This window comes from Microbacterium sp. A94 (genome assembly GCF_051842855.1).
Lineage (GTDB): Bacteria > Actinomycetota > Actinomycetes > Actinomycetales > Microbacteriaceae > Microbacterium.
The window spans coordinates 1-21,142 of record NZ_JBPXMU010000009.1 but is presented as its reverse complement, the minus strand read 5'-3'; the positions used below and the strand labels follow the sequence as shown (position 1 = coordinate 21,142).

General features: G+C 65.2%; 19 protein-coding genes and 1 rRNA gene. 14 read left to right on the top strand and 6 right to left on the bottom strand.

Going from position 1 to position 21,142, the window contains the following annotated elements:
* Positions 1-73 (top strand): 5S ribosomal RNA (gene rrf, locus ACSU1L_RS16325); the annotation flags it as partial.
* Positions 74-149: 76 nt separating this feature from the next.
* Here rrf and ACSU1L_RS16320 read toward each other — a convergent pair.
* Positions 150-767 carry a LysE/ArgO family amino acid transporter gene (locus ACSU1L_RS16320; RefSeq protein WP_439256514.1) on the bottom strand — a complete coding sequence of 206 codons (618 nt, stop codon included), beginning with the start codon at positions 765-767 and terminating at the stop codon, positions 150-152.
* A gap of 70 nt (positions 768-837) precedes the next feature.
* On the opposite strand from ACSU1L_RS16320, the gene ACSU1L_RS16315 reads away from it, so the two are divergent.
* Positions 838-1,725: a LysR family transcriptional regulator ArgP gene (locus ACSU1L_RS16315; RefSeq protein WP_439256513.1), complete on the top strand. Its 888-nt coding sequence runs from the start codon at positions 838-840 to the stop codon at positions 1,723-1,725.
* Between the two features lies 1 nt (position 1,726).
* Here ACSU1L_RS16315 and ACSU1L_RS16310 read toward each other — a convergent pair whose 3' ends face one another.
* From ACSU1L_RS16310 to ACSU1L_RS16295, 4 genes are all read right to left on the bottom strand, one after another.
* A complete protein-coding gene (locus tag ACSU1L_RS16310; protein WP_439256512.1) occupies positions 1,727-2,200 on the bottom strand; it encodes a MarR family winged helix-turn-helix transcriptional regulator in 474 nt (157 codons plus the stop codon).
* Positions 2,197-3,852 (bottom strand): MDR family MFS transporter, encoded by a 1,656-nt coding sequence (locus tag ACSU1L_RS16305; protein ID WP_439256511.1) that lies wholly within the window; start codon positions 3,850-3,852, stop codon positions 2,197-2,199. The genes ACSU1L_RS16310 and ACSU1L_RS16305 overlap by 4 nt, the downstream gene beginning before the upstream one ends.
* A 137-nt stretch (positions 3,853-3,989) precedes the next feature.
* Entirely contained in the window at positions 3,990-4,670 is a 681-nt protein-coding gene (locus ACSU1L_RS16300; protein ID WP_438255876.1) for a YqaJ viral recombinase family protein, read from the bottom strand.
* Positions 4,671-4,804: 134 nt separating this feature from the next.
* Positions 4,805-6,169, bottom strand: coding sequence for a glucose-6-phosphate dehydrogenase (locus ACSU1L_RS16295; protein WP_439256510.1), 1,365 nt, complete (start codon positions 6,167-6,169; stop codon positions 4,805-4,807).
* A 57-nt stretch (positions 6,170-6,226) separates the two neighbouring features.
* Here ACSU1L_RS16295 and ACSU1L_RS16290 point away from each other — a divergent pair, with 57 nt between their 5' ends.
* The 4 genes from ACSU1L_RS16290 to rplL all read left to right on the top strand — a co-directional run bounded on the left by ACSU1L_RS16290 (position 6,227) and on the right by rplL (position 10,558).
* Positions 6,227-8,017 (top strand): glycoside hydrolase family 15 protein, encoded by a 1,791-nt coding sequence (locus ACSU1L_RS16290; protein ID WP_439256509.1) that lies wholly within the window; start codon positions 6,227-6,229, stop codon positions 8,015-8,017.
* A gap of 241 nt (positions 8,018-8,258) precedes the next feature.
* Positions 8,259-9,239: a hypothetical protein gene (locus ACSU1L_RS16285; protein ID WP_439256508.1), complete on the top strand. Its 981-nt coding sequence runs from the start codon at positions 8,259-8,261 to the stop codon at positions 9,237-9,239.
* A 401-nt stretch (positions 9,240-9,640) separates the two neighbouring features.
* Positions 9,641-10,129 carry a 50S ribosomal protein L10 gene (gene rplJ / locus ACSU1L_RS16280; RefSeq protein WP_438255872.1) on the top strand — a complete coding sequence of 163 codons (489 nt, stop codon included), beginning with the start codon at positions 9,641-9,643 and terminating at the stop codon, positions 10,127-10,129.
* A 48-nt stretch (positions 10,130-10,177) separates the two neighbouring features.
* Positions 10,178-10,558, top strand: a complete 381-nt coding sequence (gene rplL, locus ACSU1L_RS16275) for a 50S ribosomal protein L7/L12 (RefSeq protein WP_438255871.1) — start codon at positions 10,178-10,180, stop codon at positions 10,556-10,558.
* Between the two features lie 159 nt (positions 10,559-10,717).
* Here the strand turns inward: rplL and ACSU1L_RS16270 are convergent, their stop codons facing one another.
* Complete coding sequence (locus tag ACSU1L_RS16270; protein WP_439256507.1) at positions 10,718-11,728, bottom strand: LacI family DNA-binding transcriptional regulator; 1,011 nt, start codon at positions 11,726-11,728, stop codon at positions 10,718-10,720.
* A gap of 274 nt (positions 11,729-12,002) precedes the next feature.
* Between ACSU1L_RS16270 and ACSU1L_RS16265 the strand changes: the two genes are divergently transcribed.
* From ACSU1L_RS16265 to ACSU1L_RS16230, 8 genes are all read left to right on the top strand, one after another.
* Entirely contained in the window at positions 12,003-13,331 is a 1,329-nt protein-coding gene (locus ACSU1L_RS16265; protein ID WP_439256506.1) for an ABC transporter substrate-binding protein, read from the top strand.
* Between the two features lie 106 nt (positions 13,332-13,437).
* Positions 13,438-14,577, top strand: a complete 1,140-nt coding sequence (locus ACSU1L_RS16260; protein WP_438255868.1) for a carbohydrate ABC transporter permease — start codon at positions 13,438-13,440, stop codon at positions 14,575-14,577.
* A complete protein-coding gene (locus tag ACSU1L_RS16255) occupies positions 14,574-15,533 on the top strand; it encodes a carbohydrate ABC transporter permease (RefSeq protein ID WP_439256505.1) in 960 nt (319 codons plus the stop codon). Before ACSU1L_RS16260 ends, ACSU1L_RS16255 begins: the two co-directional genes overlap by 4 nt.
* Positions 15,534-15,563: 30 nt before the next feature.
* A complete protein-coding gene (locus ACSU1L_RS16250; protein WP_439256504.1) occupies positions 15,564-16,943 on the top strand; it encodes a cystathionine beta-synthase in 1,380 nt (459 codons plus the stop codon).
* 166 nt (positions 16,944-17,109) lie between these two features.
* Entirely contained in the window at positions 17,110-18,264 is a 1,155-nt protein-coding gene (locus ACSU1L_RS16245; RefSeq protein ID WP_438255528.1) for a cystathionine gamma-synthase, read from the top strand.
* Between the two features lie 192 nt (positions 18,265-18,456).
* On the top strand, positions 18,457-19,686 hold the full coding sequence (locus tag ACSU1L_RS16240) for a multidrug effflux MFS transporter (protein WP_439256515.1): 1,230 nt from the start codon (positions 18,457-18,459) through the stop codon (positions 19,684-19,686).
* A gap of 33 nt (positions 19,687-19,719) precedes the next feature.
* Positions 19,720-20,355: a phosphatase PAP2 family protein gene (locus tag ACSU1L_RS16235; RefSeq protein ID WP_439256503.1), complete on the top strand. Its 636-nt coding sequence runs from the start codon at positions 19,720-19,722 to the stop codon at positions 20,353-20,355.
* Positions 20,352-20,945, top strand: a complete 594-nt coding sequence (locus ACSU1L_RS16230; RefSeq protein WP_439256502.1) for a GNAT family N-acetyltransferase — start codon at positions 20,352-20,354, stop codon at positions 20,943-20,945. Before ACSU1L_RS16235 ends, ACSU1L_RS16230 begins: the two co-directional genes overlap by 4 nt.
* Positions 20,946-21,142: the final 197 nt, after the last annotated feature.

Here is a 21,142-nt window from a genome sequence, read left to right as displayed (position 1 = left end):
CCCGGAAGCTAAGCCTCATAGCGCCGATGGTACTGCAGGGGGGACCCTGTGGGAGAGTAGGACACCGCCGAACTTCTTTTAGACAAAATGGCCACCCAACGCTGGGTGGCCATTTTGCGTTAACGTGCGACTGCGTCGCAGCCTCGTCATCACGGGGTAAATACAGGCAGCAGCAGGTTGACAGCAATGGTCACCATAACTACGGCGATGACGGCATCCACGATCCGCCATGCCTGGGGTGTGCGCAGCCAGCGGCCGAGATAGCGGGCACCGTATCCGAGTGCGCTGAACCACACGACGCTCGCGAGCACAGCTCCGCCGGCGAAGAGCCATCGTGCCTCGCCGTGGGTGGCGGCGATCGAACCGAGCATGAGCACGGTGTCGAGATACACGTGCGGGTTGAGCCAGGTCAGAGCCAGAACCGTTCCCAGTACCGGGAGCAATCTGCTCGAGGTCGGCTCGGCGTCGATGCGCAGACCCTTCTCCGTGCCCCGGAGAGCGCGTCGCGCCGCGAGTGCCGCATAGCCGATCAGGAACAGGGCTCCCAGCACGCGAGCGACAGCGATCAGCCAGGGCGCGCTCTGCAGCAGGAATCCAAGCCCGGCGACACCAGCGATGATGAGCGCAGCATCCGACAGCGCACAGACGGCCACCACAGCGAGAACATGCTGACGCCGGATGCCCTGCCTCAGCACGAACACGTTCTGCGCGCCGATAGCGATGATAAGTGAAAGGCCGAGCCCGAGCCCGGCGAGAAATGAGATCACGTCTCGACGTTATGCCGCAGCGCTCATAAGAACCAGCGACCAGATCTTCAGTCACATTAGTGTGGCTTATATGGCTGGTATCTCCACAGAGCTCGCACTCACCGTCGCCGCGATCGTCGATGGCGGCAGCCTGGATGCGGCCGCCCGAACGCTGAACATCACGCCGTCGGCGGTCAGCCAGCGGCTGAAGGCCCTGGAACAACAGCTCGGTCAGGTGCTCATCGTCCGAGCGAAGCCGGCTCTCGCGACCGCAGCGGGCGAAGCCGTAGTCCGAATGGCACGCCAGGTCGCGCTGCTCGAGCACGAGACGCTCGCTGCTCTCGGGCTGGATGCTGCTGGCGCACGGGTGAGCGTACCGTTGGCCGTCAACGCGGACTCGATGGCCACCTGGTTCCTGGCGCCGCTGTCGCGTCTGGCCGAACGACTCGACATCGACTTCGATCTGCACCGCGACGACCAGAACTTCACCGCACGGCTGCTCGAATCAGGTGAGGTCATGGCCGCGGTGACCTCGGAAGCCACACCGGTCACCGGATGCTCGGTGACGCCACTGGGCATCTTCCGATACGACGCTGTGGCGACACCGCGGTTCGTAGACCGCTGGTTCGCCGAAGGAATCAACGTCGAGGCACTGCGCCGGGCGCCATTCGTCGATTTCGACCGGCGCGATTCGCTGCAGCACACCTGGCTGCAGTCGTACGGGCTCGACGAGCACGGCATCCCGCGTCATTATGTTCCGGCCTCGCACGACTTCGCCGAGGCGGTCCTGCTCGGCTTGGGCTGGGGGATGCTCCCGACCCCGCAGGCGACTGCTGCCGTGGCATCCGGCTCTCTGATCCATCTCGGCGGCGAACCCGTTCGCGTACCGCTGTACTGGCAGCAATGGAACCTGCGTTCAACGCTGCTCGACGACATTGCCCGCGAAGTCGGCGCCGAAGCGGCACGGGTGCTCGACTGACTCAGCCTTCGCGCGCAGAGGCCGTCAGACGGTGCAGCAGCGTAGACAGCGTCTTGATGTCCTCGAGCTCCCACGCTCCTAGGCTCCGAAGCAACCTGCCCTCCTGGGGGCGGCGGGCCTGAGCGAGGCGCTCCAGGCCCTCTGTCGTCGCAGAGATCAGCGTGGAGCGGCGATCGGCCGGGTCTGGTGTGCGCTCGATGAGGCTCAGCTCTTCCAACTCCCGCACCGTGCGGCTGAGCTGCCCCTTGTCCATCTGCAGCACGTCCGCCAGCGTCGAGGCCGTGCTCGACTCGAGGCGGACGATGGTGGTGAATGCCTTGTATGCCGTGGGCAGCATGCCCGGGCTCAGCCGTTCGGCGTTCTCCATGACGACTCGACGGAAGTGCGTGATCAGCTCACCGAACTCGGATTCCAAACTGGTGATCGCGGTGATTCGTTCCTCATCGAGCGCGGAACGAGCGCTGTCGCCGGTCATGAGTCGTTCTCGGGACGGTGCACGGGAATGGATCCGGTCTCAGCCGTGGCCACCGCGAGTTCGTTCTCTCGACGCTGCTGCCTGGCGCGTTCGATGTTGTTCTGCTTGATCAGTGGCTTATTGGGCAGGAATGCGATGGCGATCAGACTCAGCACAGCCAGCGGTACGCCGATGAGGAATGCGTGCGAGATTGCCTGTGCGGAGATGTCCTCGATGATCACGCGGATGGTCTCCGGCATGTCGCGGGTGGTCGGGAGCGCACCCGAAGCGAGCTGTTCGGCGATGGCCTTGCCCTGGGCGCCGAGCTCGGCGATCGCCTCAGCGATCTCCTTGCTGCGGGCAGTCACCTGCTGAGCCATGCTGCCGGCGAGTACGGAGCCCATCACCGCGACGCCCGTGGTGCCGCCGACGGTACGGAAGAAGTTCACGCCTGAGCTTGCGACACCGATCTCCTGCGGGCCGGTGGTGTTCTGCACGACCAGCACGAGGTTCTGCATCGTCATGCCGGTACCGGCGCCGAGCAGGAACATGTAGGTGCCGACCAGCCAGAGCGACGTGTCGTACTGCAGCGTCGATAGCAGGGAGGTGCCGGCGATCATGAGAATGGCGCCGGTGACGAGGAAGCTCTTCCACTTTCCGGTGCGGGTGACGAGCTGTCCGATCACGGTGGACGAGATCAGCATGCCGGCTGCCATCGGAATGGTCAGCAGGCCGGCCTCGGTCGGGCCGTATCCGCGCGAGACCTGCATGTACTGCGCCAGGTATACCGAGGTGCCGAACATCGCGACACCGATGGAGATGGATGCGAGCACCGAGAGCGTGAACGTCCGGTTGCGGAACAGCGTCAGGGGGATGAGCGGCTCGGCGACCTTCAGCTCCACCACGATGAACAGCGCGGTGGCGATCAGTGCGGAGCCGACCATGATCAGCGTTTCCCAGCTCAACCAGCCGTAGGTCGAGATGTTGGAGACCCAGACCAGCAGCAGGCCGGCAGCGACCGAGAGCAGCACGATGCCGAAGTAGTCGATGCGGATCTTCGCGGCACGGATCTGGTCGATCTTCAGGGTGCGCACCAGCACGATGATTGCCAGGACGCCCAGCGGAACGCCGACGTAGAAGTTCCAGCGCCAGCCGACGCTGTCGGTCAGGACCCCACCCAGCAACGGCCCGCCGACGGTGGCGACGGCCATGACACCGGCGAACAGGCCCATGTACTTGCCGCGTTCACGCGGGGAGAGGATGTCCGCCATCAGCACCTGGCTGAGAGCTGCGAGCCCACCGCCGCCGAGGCCCTGGAATCCTCGGAACATGATGAGCATCTCGGTGTTCTGCGAGAATCCGGCGCCGGCACTGGCGAGCACGAAGATCACGAGCGCCAGGATCATCAGGTTCTTGCGGTTGACGAGGTCGGCGAGCTTGCCCCAAATGGGGGTAGAGATGGCCGTGGTCAGCAGGGTCATCGTGATGACCCAGGTGTACGAGGTCTGCGTGCCGCCGAGTTCGGGAACGATGATCGGCAGCGAGGTTCCGACGACGGTGGTCGACACCATCGAGCAGAACATCGCCAGCATCAGGCCCGACAGTGCCTGCAGCACCTGACGGTGGGTCATGCGAGCAGCCGTCGACGCGGTAGGTGGGTTCTGAGCGCTCATGCGCACCTTTCGACGAGAGGTGGGATGGCACGGCAGCACTGACGCGCGAAAGTTGAGAAAAGTCAACCTTAGAAGAGGAGTTGACATTTGTCAACTATCGGTGAGAGCGGGATGGATGCCGCGGGAAGCGCGGTTGGTCAGTCAGCCAGAGCGAGGGCGCGGAAGGCATCGCGCTCGCGCAGCGACTCACGCCGGCTGGCGGCATCGGCGCTGTCGACACTCGGCGGGCGCTGCCCGGTGGTGCGGTGGTAGAGCTCGTCGATCAGCCGGGTGGCGAGTCCGACCAGTGTGTTGATCTCGCGGTCGTCGCGGTCGATCCACACGCACCGGGGCTCATCGTGGATCGGGCGGAAGTTGTCGTGCTCTTCCCAGATAAACAGGGTCCGCTCCGCGCCGAGCACGTGCTGCTGCCACCAGACCTGCCGCAGATAGGTGCGGGGAATCGTGCGCCAGTTCTTATTCGTCGTCTTGATCTCGGCCAGCATGATGCGGCCTGCGGCATCCTGCACGACGCCATCCGGCGTGGCCAGATGCCGGTGCTCGCTCTCTGCGCGGAACAGTGCGGATGACGGATGGATGCCGTGCGTGGCGGCAACCCACGCGGCGATCTCCGGCTCGCGCCGCCGACCATGATCGGTGTAGGCGTTGCCACCGAAACGAGGTCCGCCGCCGAGTTTGGAGTCTGCGGCGCGCTTGATGGAGATCTCGCTCGTCAATCCCGCAACATCGGTCGCGGTGATGCCGCGCGCTCGCGCCCGGAGCCAGGCGACGCGGTCGCGGGAATCCGCAACGATACGAGCCTGAAGTTCCGGAGTCACCATTCGAGGCTACCCCGAGCGGACGACACCCCCGGCCCAGCCGCGCCGGGTTCGCGCCGCCTCGCGCCGCCTCGCGCGGCCCGGCGCGGCCCCGCGCGTCGGGCGTGCTGGCCGTGGAGTGTGCGTCGTTGCGCTCAGCGTCGAACGGCCCAATCAGCCGGTCCGCTCGATCCTGCGGCGTACTCTTCCAACGGGACCTCCCCGCGTGACCAGGCATCCCTCACCGGTTGCACGATGCGCCAGCACTGCTCCGCAGCATCCCCGCGCACCGACAGCATCGGGTCGGCATCGAGGATTCCGGAGAGCACCTCGGCATAGGCCAGCAGGTCTCCGGCACCGAGGTCGGCGGAGAGCGTTGCGCGCTCGAGCACGAACGGATCAGCGGCGCCATTGAGGTTCATCTCCAGCGAGATCTTGTCGGGCCCCAGCGAGAAGCGCAGGATCGCGCCATCCGCGGATCCGGTGAGTCCGACCGGGACGTGCCGCACCGCGCGGAAGGTGACGACGATCTCGCGCGCCGGGTCGCTCAGGGCCTTCCCGGAACGCAGCGTGAACGGCACCCCGGCCCAGCGGCCGTTTCGCACCTCGAACGTCGCCTCGGCGAGGGTCTCAGTGCCACGCTCGGCATCGACACCCGGCTCATCGACATACGAGGGCTTGTCGACACCGTCGACGCTGCCCGCGGTGTACCGCGCACGGCGGGATGCGGATGCGGCATCCTCGTCCCAAATCGTCGTTGCCCGCAGCACTGCTGAGGTCGCCTCGCGGAAGTCTTCCTGCCCCAGCGTCGCGGGCTGCTCCATCGCCAGCACCGCCATCACCTGCAGCAGGTGGCTCTGAATCATGTCGATGAACGCGCCGGCATTGTCGTAGTAACCAGCGCGTCCTTCCAGCCCCAGCTTCTCGTCATAGACGATCGCGACCGACTCGATGCTCTCTGCTGACCAGAGCGGCTCCAGCAGCCGGTTGGCGAAGCGCGCGCCGAGCAGGTTGAGGGTGGTGGATTTTCCGAGGAAGTGGTCGACGCGGAACACCTGATGTTCCGGCACGAGCACGGCCACGCGCTCGTTGAGGGCGCGAGCGCTGGCCTCGTCGGTGCCGAAGGGCTTTTCCAGTGCGAGCATCGCACCTGCTGGAATCATCTCCGGGGTGAGGACCTCGCACGCGGCGGATGCGATCGACGGCGGCACGGCGAAGTAGATCGCCACCTGCCCCTCCAGTCCCTTCAACAGATTGCCGAGATCGTCGGCCTTCGTGATGTCGGTCTGGCGGTACTCGACAGCGACGCGCTCGGTGGCGGTACCAGCATCCGATGTCGCGAATGAGGTCTGCACGACCTGGCGCAGATCATCATCACTCCAGTCCTCGGTGCCTGCGCCGATCAGGCGCACCCGACGATTGGTTTCGAGCGTGAGCAGCTGTCCCAGAGCTGGCAAGAGCAGCCGGGCAGTGAGGTCACCGGAAGCGCCGAGGATCACAAGCGTTGTTGAGGTCTCCATGCGCCCACCGTAACGCTGCCCGTGCGCATCGACTAGAGGCATGCAACAATCGGTGAGATGCCAGCTCCTATTGAGGATTACGCACTGCTCAGTGACTGCCGCACAGCGGCACTGGTCTCCCGCGAGGGCAGCATCGACTGGTTCTGTCCGCCGCGGTTCGATGCGCCGTCGGTTTTCGGAGCGCTGCTGGGGGACACCTCACACGGATGCTGGTCGCTGCGGCCGCAGGATGGTGATGCGACCGTCCGTCGTTCCTATCTGCCGGACACCTTCATCCTCGTCACGCGGTGGGAGACGGCCACCGGCGTGGCCGAGGTACAGGATTTCCTCGCTATGACGGATGATCGTACCGACGTGGTGCGCCGCGTCATCGGGGTCAGCGGCACAGTCGAATTCACGACCGAGCTGCGCCTGCACTTCGACTATGCGCGCACTCTGCCCTGGGTGCGACAGATCGGCACCGAGGATGAGCCCGCGCTGAGCGCTATCGCGGGACCGGACGCCGTTGTCGTCCGAGGAATCAGGTTCACAGCATCCGACCATGCGCACACAGCGACGTTTACGGTGTCAGCGGGGGCCACTCGCGATCTGACTCTCGCGTGGCACCCCTCGCACGACGATGCGCTGGTAGCGCTCGATGTCGACGCAGCCATCGCCCGGACGCGATCGTGGTGGCAGGGGTGGGCGAGCTCTATCGCCCACGACGGTCCGCATCGCGACGCGGTGATCCGCTCACTGCTGGTTCTGCGTGCGCTGACGAACCGCGACACGGGAGGCATCGTGGCGGCTGCGACGACGTCGCTGCCCGAAGACTTCGGCGGATCGCGCAACTGGGACTATCGATTCGTCTGGCTGCGCGATGCTGCGCTGACGCTCGAGGCGCTCATCGCGCACAGCTTCCTGGAAGAGGTGCACCACTGGCGGCGCTGGTTGTTGCGGGCGGTTGCTGGCGATCCGGACGAAGTGCAGATCATGTACGGCATCGCCGGTGAGCGCGACCTCGCCGAGCGGGAGCTGGACAGTCTTCCCGGGTATGACGGGGCAGCGCCGGTTCGCATCGGCAACGGTGCCGTTGATCAGTACCAGGGCGACGTGATCGGCGAGGTGCTGGTCGCACTGGAAGCCGCGCGAATTGCCGGACTCGACGAGTCGGAGTTCTCCTGGCCCCTGCAGCGTGCTCTGATCGGTCGGGTGGTGGTCGGGTTCGATGTGCCGGACAACGGAATCTGGGAGATCCGCGGGGAGCCGCAGTTCTTCACGCACTCGCGCGTGATGATGTGGGCGGCATTGGATCGTGGTGTGCGTGCGGTGACCGAGCACGGCATGACCGGGGATGTCGAGGCCTGGACGCGTCTGCGCGAGCAACTGCGTGCTGAGATCGACGAGCGCGGTGTTCACGCCGATGGGTATTTCGTGCAGCACTACGGCACCGACGAGGTGGATGCTTCGCTGCTCACTCTTCCCCAGGTCGGGTTTTGTGCGGCCGATGATCCGCGGATGCTGCGCACAGTCGAGCAGATGGAGGGCACCCTCGTCCGCGACGGGTTGCTGATGCGGTATCGCGCAGCATCCGGGGTGGACGGCTTGGAAGGCGGAGAGCATCCGTTCCTCGCCTGCAGCTTCTGGCTCGTGGAGCAGTATGCAGCCAGCGGCCGCCTCGACGAGGCCACGGCGCTGATGGATCGGTTGGTCGGGCTCGCCAACGATGTCGGGCTGCTCTCGGAGGAGTACGACGTCGGCGGGCAACGGCACGCCGGCAATACCCCGCAGGCTTTCTCGCACCTCACGCTGGTGCGCGCGGCGGATGCCCTTGCCGGGCACAGCGGCCGCGCCGCCGACCGGCACTAGCGCCGCTGCCTCGCCCCTTCTGTCGTCGAGGCTCCGGGGCGTCGCCGACGCCCCGGGATATTTGCGCAGTTTCGAGGGAGCGTCGGCGCTACCTGGGAGCGCCGACGAATGATGGCTGAAGAGAGCGGACAGTAGCCGACGTCGCGCGACTGGTTCTGCACAGATTCCGGAACGTGGCCATAATCCACCGAACGTGGATTTCACGCCGTGGCCCCGAAGCATCGACGGGCAGGATAACGGGATGCGCCGGACAATCAACATCGCACAAGCGAGTGTGCTTCTGCGCTCTCGCGAGGACATGCTTCACAGCGGTCTGTCCGAACGAGGCCTGCACGCTTTAGTCGCCAGCGGCGCGTTCATCCGCGTGCGCCGTGGTTGGTATGTGGATGCTGTTGAGTGGAAGCAGCTGTGGATCGAAGGGCAGCACCTGCTTCACGTGCTGGCGGCGGCGCGCAGCGCGGGCGGCAGAGGGCCCGTCTTCTACGGAGTCTCCGCCGCAGTTGTGCTGGGGCTTCCGCTGTATCGACTGACACCGAAGAACGTCCACATTCTGATCTTTGGTAGGCGCCACGGGCGGACGGTGTCGAACATCGCGCAGCACAATGTCGAGGTCAGAAGTGAAGACATCATCGAGGTCGACGGCATCCGCTGCACGTCACTGGATCGAACCGTGCTGGATCTTGCCTGCTCACTGTCTCCCGAGGCTGCGCTGTCTATTGCGGATGCAGCGCTGCGCCGCGTCGCCGTGCGCGGGCAGCAACAAGACCCAGACCTCGCGGCGCAATGGCATGACCGCCTCGGAGAACGCGCGGCGGTTCTGAGGGTGCGCGGTATCCGGCAGGCGCGTGACTTGTTGTCGTTCGCCGACGGGCGGGCACAGCTCCCAGGCGAGAGCGTCAGCCGCCTTCACCTGAGGCGTCTGGGGTTCACGGATATCGACCTGCAGACGCAGGTCATGGGGCCTGCAGGCGAGGTTTACTGGATGGATTTCGCCTTTCGCGGCGCACGATCCTTCGGCGAGTTCGACGGTAAGGGAAAGTATCTCGACCCCGACCTTGCAGGTGGGCGGGAAGTCGGGGCTGTCGTCCTGGAGGAGAAGGCGCGCGAGGATGCTGTTCGTGGCGTGACCGGGTGGGGAGTGGTCCGCTGGGGGTCAGAGCACATCCGGACGGCGGGCGACCTGGGCTCACGTCTGGCGTCCTTCGGTATCCGTCCGTGCTGAGTGCGCTGCGGTCCGGCGCAGCAGAGTCGGTAGCATCCATCGTCGCCCCCGAACGTCGCCGAGGCTCCGTGGTATTTGCGTATGCAACTGGGGGTGTGGGCGGTAAGTCGGGGCGACGGCCAGACGAGGAAGCGGGGATGGCAGCGGCCCGCCGCGGCACCGCGCGGCCGCGATTTGGGGAGCGGCCGCACGTCAGGTAGTCTTATCTCAACCAAAGACCGCTGGTCATCATGTTGCGCGCAAGCGTGATGTGATTGAAGCACTGCTCAGCAGTGGGCCCGCGCAGGTGTCACGAACTTTTCTCAGCTCCGTGCGCTTGCGCCGGAGCTTTTTTGTTGCAGCTGCGGTCCAGGTCGATGCCTCACCACCGTGTGGCATCTCGTACCCACCAAGGAGTGACCATGGCGCAGAAGGATGCATCGGTTGCCGAGCTCACGAAGTCATTCGAGAACTCGAACGCCGTCCTGCTGACCGAGTACCGCGGTCTGACGGTTGCCCAGCTCAAGGAGCTGCGCAACAGCATCCGTCAGAACGCTGAGTACGCCGTGGTGAAGAACACGCTGACCAAGATTGCCGCCAACAAGGCGGGAATCTCCTCGCTGGACGACGACCTCAAGGGTCCGTCGGCTGTCGCGTTCGTGCACGGTGACTTCGTCGCCACCGCGAAGGCTCTGCGTGACTTTGCCAAGGCCAACCCGCTTCTCGTGATCAAGGGCGGCGTTTTCGAGGGCAACGCTCTCACCGCCGACGAGGTCGACAAGTACGCCGCGCTGGAGAGCCGTGAGGTTCTGCTTGCGAAGGCTGCGGGCATGATGAAGGCAACGATGGGCAAGGCTGCGGCCACCATCGACGCTCTTCGCGAAAAGCTGGAGACCGCCGCAGCCGCGTAAGCGACTGGCGTTCTCGTTCTACAAAACCACCAATCTAGGAGATACATCATGGCGAAGCTCACCACTGAGCAGCTGCTCGAGCAGTTTGCAGACCTCACCCTCGTCGAGCTCAGCGAGTTCGTGAAGGCGTTCGAGGAGAAGTTCGACGTCACCGCTGCTGCCCCCGTCGCCGTTGCCGGTGCTGCTGGCGCAGGCGCTGCTGAGGCCGAGGAAGAGAAGGACTCGTTCGACGTCGTTCTCGAGGCTGCTGGCGACAAGAAGATCCAGGTCATCAAGGCTGTCCGCGAGCTCACCTCGCTCGGCCTCGGCGAGGCCAAGGCTGTCGTCGACGGTGCTCCCAAGGCTGTCCTTGAGGGCGCTAACAAGGAGACCGCAGAGAAGGCCAAGGAGACCCTCGAGGCTGCTGGCGCGACGGTTACCCTCAAGTAATCACTTCTGCTTTGCACGAAGGCCCCGGGCTCACGCCCGGGGCCTTCGTCGTCCCCTGGTTCCCCCTCCTGTTCCTGCTTGCGAGTGGGCGCTCGTGGCTCGATTTTTCGCGAAAAATGAGCCACAAACGGCCACTCGCAAGCTTTTTTGGGGGCGGGGCTAGGGGGAGCGGGGCGGGGCGGAGGAGTTGCGGACTACGAGTGCCGAGACGGCGACGACGTGCTCCTTTTCGGCATGCGGATGCTGGAGCTGCTGAACCAGTAGGCGAACGGCGGCGTTGCCTTGCTCGCGCGGCTGCTGCCGGATCGTCGTCAGCGCGAACATCTCAGCGTGCTGATGATCATCGATTCCGACGACGCTCAGCTCGGTGGGGACAGCAATCCCCAGCCGTCGCGCCGCGATGATCGTGCCGATCGCGGCCTCATCGCACACCCCGACAACCGCGGTCGGGCGCGTGCGCCGATTGCCGAGCAGGTCAACGGCCGCCTCGTAACCGCTGGGCATGCTGGTGCCGGAGGCGCTGATCACGGTGTGCTCGCCGAGACCTGCGGCATCCATCGCCCGTCGATAGCCCTCCAACCGACGCGCATCGCCAAAGCCCAAAGTGGCGGACTCCGTCGCTGCCCCGACGAAGGCGATCGCTGTGTGTCCGAGGTCGATGAGATGCTCGGTGGCGATCTGCGCGGCAGCGGCATCGTCAATGGATACGGTGCTCGTGCCCTCGTGGTACGGACCCACGCTCACCAGCGGACTGCCCAGGCCGCGCAGTCGGTCCAGCTCGTGCACGCTGGATTGAATGCCGACGGCAATGATCCCGTCGAACCTGCGCCGCGGCAGGATCGTGTCGAACACCATGTGGCGCGTGGGGGAGTGCTCGGCAAGACCGTACAGCGTGAGGTCGTAGCCGTGTTCGAGTAGCGACTCTTGGATGCCCGTGAGCATCTCAGAGAAGTACCAGCGATCGAGGCGCGGCACGATCACTCCGACCGCATGTGTGCGACCGGTGGCCAGACTCGTCGCCGAAGAATGGGCGACGTAGGAGAGCTCGGCGGCGGCCTTCTCGACCAGCATGCGCGTCGCATCGGCCACGTAGCCGTGCCCGCTGAGCGCGCGGCTCGCGGTGGCTTTGGAAACACCGGCACGGGCGGCGACATCCGCGATCGTGCTCATGGTTCCTCCCGGCGGCGGTGAGCGCGACGGTGCGCTCACAGCATCCGAGCACAGCGTAGTCCGCATCCTGAGCAAAAGGAACCGGTTCCACATTGGCGCTGACGGGAGCGCTCCCAAAAAAATCCCGGATGCCGTCGAAAGGTTGTCAGCTTGTGACCATCTTCCATTGTGCCGGGCACCGCAGGACAGTAGGTTGGGCCTGGAAGCGGTTCCCGAATCGTCTGCTCAGGCGGCGTCACACGCCGGGAACGTGAACTCGAAGAGGAGAAGTCACATGGCACTGTCACAGCGTTATCGGCGCCTCGCGCCGCTCGCCCTGCTTGGGGCAGCGGGCATCGCGCTTGCAGGATGTGGAGCTCCGGGTGCGCCCGCGGGCGGCGGCGACGACGGAGGCGGCGGAGAAGGCGAGTCCAGCACCGTCACCATCTACGGCACGATCGTCGACAGCGAAGCTGAACTCATGCAGGAGTCGTGGGCCGACTGGGCCGAAGAGAACGACATCGAGATCAAATACGAGGGCAGCCAGGACTTCGAGACGCAGCTCGGAACCCGTGCACAGGGCGGTAACCCGCCCGACATCGCAATTTTCCCGCAGCCGGGTCTGTTCGCAGACTTCGCTCAGCGTGACTTCCTCAAGCCCGCACCCGAAGAGGTCGAGAGCAACGCCAACGAGTACTGGACTGAGGACTGGGTGAACTACGGCACCTACGACGGCACCTTCTACGGTGCGCCGCTGATGGCGAACGTCAAGGGCTGGATCTGGTACTCCCCGGCGAAGTTCGCCGAATGGGGCGTCGAAGTTCCCGAGACACTCGGCGATATGACCGCGCTCACCGAGACGATCCAGGCCGCCACCGGCACGCCGGCATGGTGTGCAGGCTTCGAGTCCGGCACGGCTACCGGCTGGCCCGGCACCGACTGGATCGAGGACTACGTGCTTCGTCAGGCTGGCCCCGAGGTCTACGACCAGTGGGTCACCAACGAGGTGCCCTTCACCGACCCGCAGATCAAGACCGCATTCGACTCTGTCGGCGCGATCCTGCTGAACCCGGCGAACGTCAACGCAGGATTCGGTCCTGTGCAGTCGATCAACTCGACCGCGTTCGGAGATGTCGCCCCCGCGCTCGCCGGTGGAGAATGTGCGCTGACGCACCAGGCGTCGTTCCTGTCGGGTTTCTTCCCCGATGGTACGAAAATCGCTGAGGACGGCGACGTCTGGGCATTTATGCTCCCGGGTGAGAGTGCAGACGACAAGGCAGTGACCGGTGCCGGTGAGATCGTCGGCGCGTTCAGTGACAGCGAGGCCACGCAGAAGGTGCTCGCGTACCTGTCCAGCCCCGAGTGGGCGAACAGCCGCGTGAGCCTAGGCGGTGTCACCTCCGCGAACAACGGCCTCGACCCGGCCAACGCACAGGACCCGATCCTGCAGGAGACCATCAAGATCCTGCAAGACCCCGACACCACGTTCCGCTTCGACGCCAGCGACCTGATGCCGGGCGCTGTCGGTGCGGGCACGTTCTGGAAGGGCATGGTCGAGTGGGTCAACGGCACGTCGACCGATGAGGTCCTCGCACAGATCGAGACGGGCTGGCCGGCAGGCTAATCCGACTCTTGGCGGGTCGCCCTCGGGCGGCCCGCCAACTCTGGTCCCCGGCAACGATGCCGAGGACCGATGATGATCTGCACAGTGTTGTAAAGGGGACTACTCCGTGACCGCGATCGACTTCTTTCAATGGATCGGGACGCTCCCGGCGGTGCTGCAGGCGGTGGTCCTTGTCATCGCCTTCGCCATCGTCGTGGCCCTGATCCTGTTCCTCGTGGACATCGCTCCACGAACCGGCACCTGGTACACCGTCGCACGACTGGCGATGTGCGTGCTCGTGCCACTGGCTGTGATGTGGTTCTTCCGCTCCTACTACTGGGCGATGGGCGTCGCCGTTGTCGTCGGCGCCGTGTTCTTCCTGCTGGACTACCGCTCCCGGGCCGGCAAGGGATATCTGATCCAGCTGGTCGCTTTCCTGGCGCCGGCATTCCTGCTGCTTCTGGTCGGGCTCATCCTGCCGTCGCTGCAGACCTTCGTCGCCTCATTCCTGAACTCCTCGGGAAAGAGCTTTGTCGGACTCGCCAACTACACCTGGATCTTCGGGCAACCCGACGGCATCCGTGTCGTGGTGAACACCATCGTCTGGGTGCTCGTCGTGCCGACCGTCTCGACCATCGTCGGTCTTGCCTACGCGGTGTTCATCGACCGCACCCGCGGGGAGAAGATCTACAAGGTCCTCGTCTTCATGCCGATGGCGATCTCGTTCGTCGGCGCCGGCATCATCTGGCGCTTCATGTACGAGTACCGCGGCCCGCAGTACGAACAGATCGGTCTGCTCAACCAGCTCATCGTCTGGTTCGGCGGGGAGCCGCAACAGTTCCTGCTCAATCCGCCATGGAACACGCTGTTCCTCATCGTCGTGCTCATCTGGGTGCAGACTGGTTTCGCGATGGTGATCCTGTCGGCGTCCATCAAAGGCGTGCCGATGGAGCTGCTGGAGGCCGCAGAGCTTGACGGGGCGAATGCCTGGCAGCGTTTCAAATCCGTCACGGTGCCCGCGATTCGACCGGCGCTCATCGTGGTGCTGACAACGATCTCGATCGCCTCGCTGAAGGTCTTCGACATCGTTCGCACCATGACCGCCGGAAACTACGAGACCAGCGTGCTCGCCAATGAGATGTACACGCAGTTCTCGAAATTCGAGGCGGGACGCAGTGCTGCGCTCGCCGTCATCCTGTTCATCCTGGTGCTGCCGATCGTCATATACAACGCACGCCAGATCCAGAAGCAGCGGGAGATCCGATGACTGACGTGAAGCACCCCATTTCGGAGAGCACCCGCGCGATCACCACGGGCGGGAAGCTGAGCGCCTCGGCAGGACGAACACGCAAGAAGCTGTCGCGGCCGTGGGCATCGGCAGCATCCATCATCATCGCGGTTCTGTGGACCATCCCGACGCTGGGACTGTTCATCTCGTCGTTCCGTCCTCGTGACCAGATTCTCACCAGCGGCTGGTGGGAGTTCTTCCTGAACCCCCAGGTCACCGGCGAGAACTACGTCGATGTGCTGCAGTCCGGCACGACACAACTAACGATGATCGAGTCCTTCGTGAACTCGATCGCGATTACGATCCCGGCCACCATCATCCCGCTGATGATCGCCTCCATGGCGGCGTACGCGTTCGCATGGATCGACTTCAAGGGCCGCAACTTCCTGTTCATCTTCATCTTCGCGCTGCAGATCGTGCCGATTCAGATGGCCCTGGTGCCGCTGTTGAGCACATTCTCGCGAGGGCTCAGCCTGTTCGGGTTGCAGATCACGCTGCCGCTGGGTGCCTCTGGTGGATATGCGCAAGTGTGGTTCGCGCACTCGATGTTCGCCTTGCCGCTGGCGATCTACCTGCTGCACAACTTCATGTCGGAGATTCCTGGCGAGATCATCGAGGCAGCGCGCGTGGATGGGGCATCCCGCGGGCAGATCTTCTTCCGCATCGTGCTGCCGCTGACCATGCCGGCGATCGCCTCGGTGGCGATCTTCCAGTTCCTGTGGGTGTGGAATGACCTGCTGGTCGCGTTGGTGTTCGCCGATGGCGGCGCTGCGCCGATCACGAAACTGCTGGCCGAGATCACCGGAACACGCGGCAACGACTGGCACCTGTTGACCGCAGGCGCGTTCGTGTCGATCATCGTTCCGTTGATCGTGTTCTTCGCACTGCAGCGGTACTTCGTACGCGGACTGTTGGCGGGATCGACGAAGGGGTAACACAGCATCCGCCACCCGTACGCTTGATCCATGGACTACGCCGAGCACATCGCCGACCTCGTCGGCGGCACCCCTCTCGTGAAGCTGCAGCATGTCACAGCGGGCATCGAGTGCACGGTGCTGGTCAAGCTCGAATATTTGAACCCGGGCGGTTCGGCGAAGGACCGTATCGCCCGGCGCATCATCGATGCAGCCGAGGAAAGCGGCCAGCTGTCAGTCGGCGGAACGATCGTCGAACCCACCAGCGGCAACACCGGTGTCGGGCTCGCCCTGGTCGCCCAGCAGCGCGGGTACCGGTGCGTGTTCGTCGTGCCCGACAAGGTCGGTCAGGACAAGATCGACGTGCTGCGCGCCTACGGTGCCGAGATCGTCATGACGCCGACCTCGGTCGCTCCGGACAGCCCGGAGTCGTACTACAGCGTCAGCGATCGCCTCGTGCAGGAGATTCCCGGGGCGTTCAAGCCGAACCAGTACGACAACCCCAACGGTCCGCTCAGCCACTATGAGACGACCGGCCCGGAGATCTGGGAGGCCACCGACGGCCGGATCACGCACTTCGCGGCGGGTATCGGTACCGGCGGCACGATCAGCGGGACCGGGCGTTATCTGCGTGAGGTCTCTGACGAGCGGGTGCGGATCGTCGGCGTCGACCCCGAGGGCAGTGTCTACTCCGGCGGCACGGGCCGTCCCTATCTCGTCGAGGGCGTCGGTGAGGACATCTGGCCGGGATCCTACGACCCCACCGTCCCGCACGAGATCGTGGCCGTCGACGACGCCGAATCCTTCGCGATGACACGCCGTCTCGCTCGCGAAGAGGCCATTCTCGTTGGCGGGTCCAGCGGAATGGCTGTGGTCGGCGCGCTGAGGGTGGCCAAGACTCTGCCAGCGGATGCCGTGATGGTGGTGCTGCTGCCGGACGGCGGTCGCGGCTACCTCTCGAAGATTTTCAACGACTCCTGGATGCGCTCGTACGGGTTCAGCGATGTCGAGGCGGGGGAGACCGTGGCCGACGTGCTCGCCGTGCGACAGGCGCAGGGATCGGGGCGCGGCATCCCGGAACTCGTGCACGCGCATCCGACCGACACCGTGCTCGACGCGATCTCCATGATGGCCGAGTTTGCCGTCTCGCAGCTCGTCGTACTCAGCGCCGAGCCGCCGGTAATGATGGGCGAGGTTGTCGGCAGCGTCGATGAGAAGGGACTGCTGGATCTGCTCTTTCGCGGCGAGGCGAAGCCGACGGATGCTGTCGCCGCACATGTCAGCGACAGCTTGCCCCTCATCGGCATCCATGCATCCGTCGATCAGGCGCGTGCGGCGCTCGCCGGAGCCGACGCTCTCCTGGTGACCATCGATGGCCGCCCGCACACGGTGCTCACCCGTCAGGACCTGCTCTCCTACCTCTCCCGCTAGTCCCCACCCCTCGCCACCCCCAACCCCCTGCGACTGGGCGTTTGTGGCTCCATTTTTCGTGATTTTTGAGCCACAAATGGCCACTCGCAATCGGGGGAGGGGGAGCGGGGCGTCGCGGGGCGTAATGGGAGGGGCGGCGGCGGAGCCGCGGTCGTAGGCTGAGGGCATGTCCGACCACGCTTTCGCCACCCGAGCCATCCACGCCGGTCAATCGGCCGACCCGCGCACCGGCGCGATCATCCCGCCGATCTACCAGGCCTCCACTCATGTGCAGGACGGCATCGGCGGCTTCCGCGAAGGCTACGAGTACAACCGTGCCGGAAACCCGACGCGCTCCTCCCTCGAGACGCAGTTGGCCGCGCTCGAAGGCGGCTCGCACGCACTGTCCTTCGCCTCCGGCCTCGCTGCCGAAGACGCTCTGCTGCGCGGGATTCTCCGCCCGGGCGACCATGTGCTGCTCGGCAACGATGTCTACGGCGGAACCTACCGTCTGCTGACCAAGGTGCTCGCGCCCTGGGGCATCGAGACCACGACGGTCGAACTCGGCGATGCTGCAGCGATTCAGCAGGCGCTGCGACCCGAGACGAAGATCGTCTGGCTCGAGACGCCGAGTAACCCGCTGCTGAAGATCGTCGACATCGCGGCGATTGCAGAAATCGCGCACGCAGCCGGTGCCCTGGTGGTCGTCGACAACACCTTCGCATCGCCTGCCCTGCAGCAGCCGCTCGCGCTCGGCGCAGACCTCGTCGTGCACTCGACCACCAAATACCTCGGCGGACACTCCGATGTGCTCGGCGGCGCGGTCGTCTTTGCCGATGATCGCTTCTACGAGCAGATCAAGTTCCAGCAGTTCGCCGTCGGGGCGGTCTCCGCTCCGCTGGACGGATGGCTCACCACGCGCGGCATCAAGACGCTCGCCGTGCGGATGCGTCAGCACACCGCCAACGCGCAGGCGATTGCCGAATGGGCCGAGGCCCGCCCTGAGTTCGAGACGGTCTTCTACCCGGGACTTGCCTCGCATCCCGGCCACGAGATCGCGGCGCGGCAGATGAGCGGGTTCGGGGGGATGCTGTCACTCGCGCTGACCGCAGGACCCGCCGCCGCACGGGCATTCGCTGAGTCGACCGAGCTGTTCCAGCTGGCAGAGTCTCTCGGCGGTGTGGAATCACTGATCGGCTACCCGCCCGAGATGACCCACGCCTCCGTACGCGGCACCGAGCTCGCCGTGCCGGAAAACGTCGTACGACTGTCCGTGGGCATCGAAGACATCGCCGACCTCATCGCCGACCTCGAGCAGGGGCTCGCGCGCATCTCGGTCTGAGTTCCGTCGCGGGTCAGATCGCGCGCGTAGGATTGGGGAATCTTGAACGATTCAACACCCTCCCCGTCATCCACTCCTGATCCTCAGCGAACTCCGACCGGCAGCATCCGGGCCATCACCGGAACAATCCGCACCAGCACGCCCACGAGCGCCATTCGCACTCTCGGGGCGGATCCGGCGACCGCGCCGATCATGCTGCACCCGGGAGATGCGATCTCCAACGCGCGCCGGGTGCTATACATCATCGTGCTCGGGGCACTCACGGCGCTGGGCCCGTTCACGATCGATCTGTACCTGCCGGCATTCCCCGTGCTCGAGCAGGACTTCAACACCACATCGGCTGCGATCCAGCTGACACTCACCGGCACGATGATCGGCTTCGCCGTCGGTCAGCTGGTCGTGGGGCCGCTGTCCGACAAAGTCGGTCGGCGCATCCCGCTGATCGTCGTGACGGCATTGCACGTGCTCGCAAGCATCGCCGCAGCTGTCGCCCCGGATCTGCTGCTGTTGGGCGGCACGCGCGTGCTGATGGGAGTCGGCGCTGCCGCCGGTGGTGTTGTCGCGATGGCGATCGTCCGCGACCTGTTCGGCGGGCGCCGACTCGTCGTGATGCTCTCGCGGCTGGCGCTGGTGTCCGGTGTCGCGCCGGTCGTTGCACCCCTGATCGGCTCATGGCTGCTGGGAATCATGCCGTGGCGCGGTATCTTCGTCGTGCTCGCCGGTTACGGCGCGGTCATGCTGCTGTGCGCGATGCTGTTCATTCCGGAGACCCTGCCGAAGGAGCGCCGCAATGACCGCGGCAGCACCACGATCTGGCAGCGCTACCGCAGCGTCTTCAGCGACCGTGTGTTCGTCGGTGTGCTCATCATCGGCGCGATGACCTTCTCTGGACTGTTCTCCTACCTCTCCGCATCCCCGTTCCTGTTCCAGGAAACCCACGGTCTGAACGCGCAGGAGTACGGCTGGCTGTTCGCGGCCAACTCGGTCGGAGTCGTCGTCGGCGTGCAGGTCGCATCACGGCTGGCGGCCCGGTTCGGACCGCAGTGGGTGCTCGCGTTCTCGACCGCCGTACTGTTGGTCAGCGGAGCCGCGATCGTGCTCGACGACCAGCTCGGCCTCGGATTCTGGGGAACGGTCATCCCGCTGTTCGTGTTCATGACGGCCTGCGGGTTCTCGTTCCCATGCGTGCAGGTGTTGGCGCTGGACCGCCACGGCAAGGCCGCGGGCACCGCTGCGTCAGTGCTCGGCGCGAGCAACAACGGCGTCGCCGCGATCATCTCTCCGGTTGTGGGGCTCATCTCGGCCGGCGCAGGAATCACCGCGACGACGATGGCCTCGGTGATGGTCGGATGCGCGGTCATCGGCATCCTCGCTCTCTGGCTGGTCGTGCGTCCGCGTACGGTCGGGATGCTGAATCCGTAGCATTTGCGCACGGTTCTGCGACAGAATGGGCGGATGACTCGTCCGGCACTGCTCTGGTGGGGCGTCGGCGCGATTCTTGCCGCGATCGCCCTGGGGTCCTCGCTCACTGCGGCAGGACCGGATGCTCCGATCGCGATCGACACTGGCTGGAACGCGGTGATGGTCAGCATCCGGTCCGAGTTCCTCGTTGGCCTTGCCGATGTGTTCAACCATGTCGGTGGCGGGTGGATCGCAACCTATCTGATCCCGTTGCTCATCGTCGCGGCGCTGCTGCTGGTGAAGCGCTGGCAGGCGGCGGTCTTTGTCGCTGTGACGCTGCTGGTCAGTGTCGGTGCGGTTCAGCTGCTTAAGAGTCTCTTCGGTCGTGCGCGGCCGGTGGACATGCTCGTCGCGAGCGATTTCGGTTCATTCCCCTCGGGGCATACAGCGAATGCGGCGACACTCGCGATGCTGGCGGTGCTGCTTTTTCCGCGGTTGTGGGTGGTGCTGATCGCGGTGTTCTGGACGTTGGCGATGGCACTGTCGCGCACCGCGCTGTCGGTGCACTGGCTGACCGACACGATCGGGGGGATGCTCGTGGGCGCCGGGGTGACGCTGATCGTCGGTAGCATCATGGTGGCGTGGGCGCAGAGTTCCCCGCCTCTGTCCGAGACGGAAGTGCCCCGGTGACGATCCGCCGGTATCGCGCGAGCGACCGCCCGGCGCTGTTCGAGATCTGCGTGAGGACAGCGGATGCCGGTGCTGATGCAACGGGGATCCTGAGCGACGACGAACTCTGGGGGCTGCTGTTCGCGGTGCCCTATGCCGAACGGCATCCGGATCTTGCCTGGGTTGTCGAATCCGATGACGCGCGGACGATCGGATACATCGTCGCGACTGACGACACGGATGCTTTTGAGCAGTGGTTTCGCGATGAGTGGTGGCCGCAGTTTGCCGCGCGTTTTCCTCGTCCGGTCGAGGCGGTGACGCGCGAGCAGAAGCTGATCACCTACGGCTACCAGCGCGGACCCGGGCGCGAGCGGAATGCGGCGGCGTACCCCGCGCACCTGCACATCGATCTGTTGGCCGAGACCCAGGGGCTGGGGCTCGGACGGCAGCTCATCGAGACCCTGTTCGCAGAGCTGCGCCGCCGCGGCGTGGCCGGGTTACACCTGGGAATGGACCCGGCGAACGCCGGTGCTGCCGCGTTCTATGAGCGGCTCGGCCTGGAGTCGCTGCCTGCCGAACCCGGTGGCCAGGCCTACGGCATCCGTTTCTGACCCGTCGCGTCCGTCACGTGTGCCGTGCGTGCAGTACGACTCATGCTCCGGTCGCAATTGCTGCTGCTATTCCGGTGGCGGATTCATATGGTGGGAGCAACGCTCTGATTGAAGGAGCTGTTCATGGTCACGTTGTTTCCGCTGAGTGCGCGTACTGAGTTCGTTGATTTGGTGTGCACAGGCGTGTCAGTGTTCGG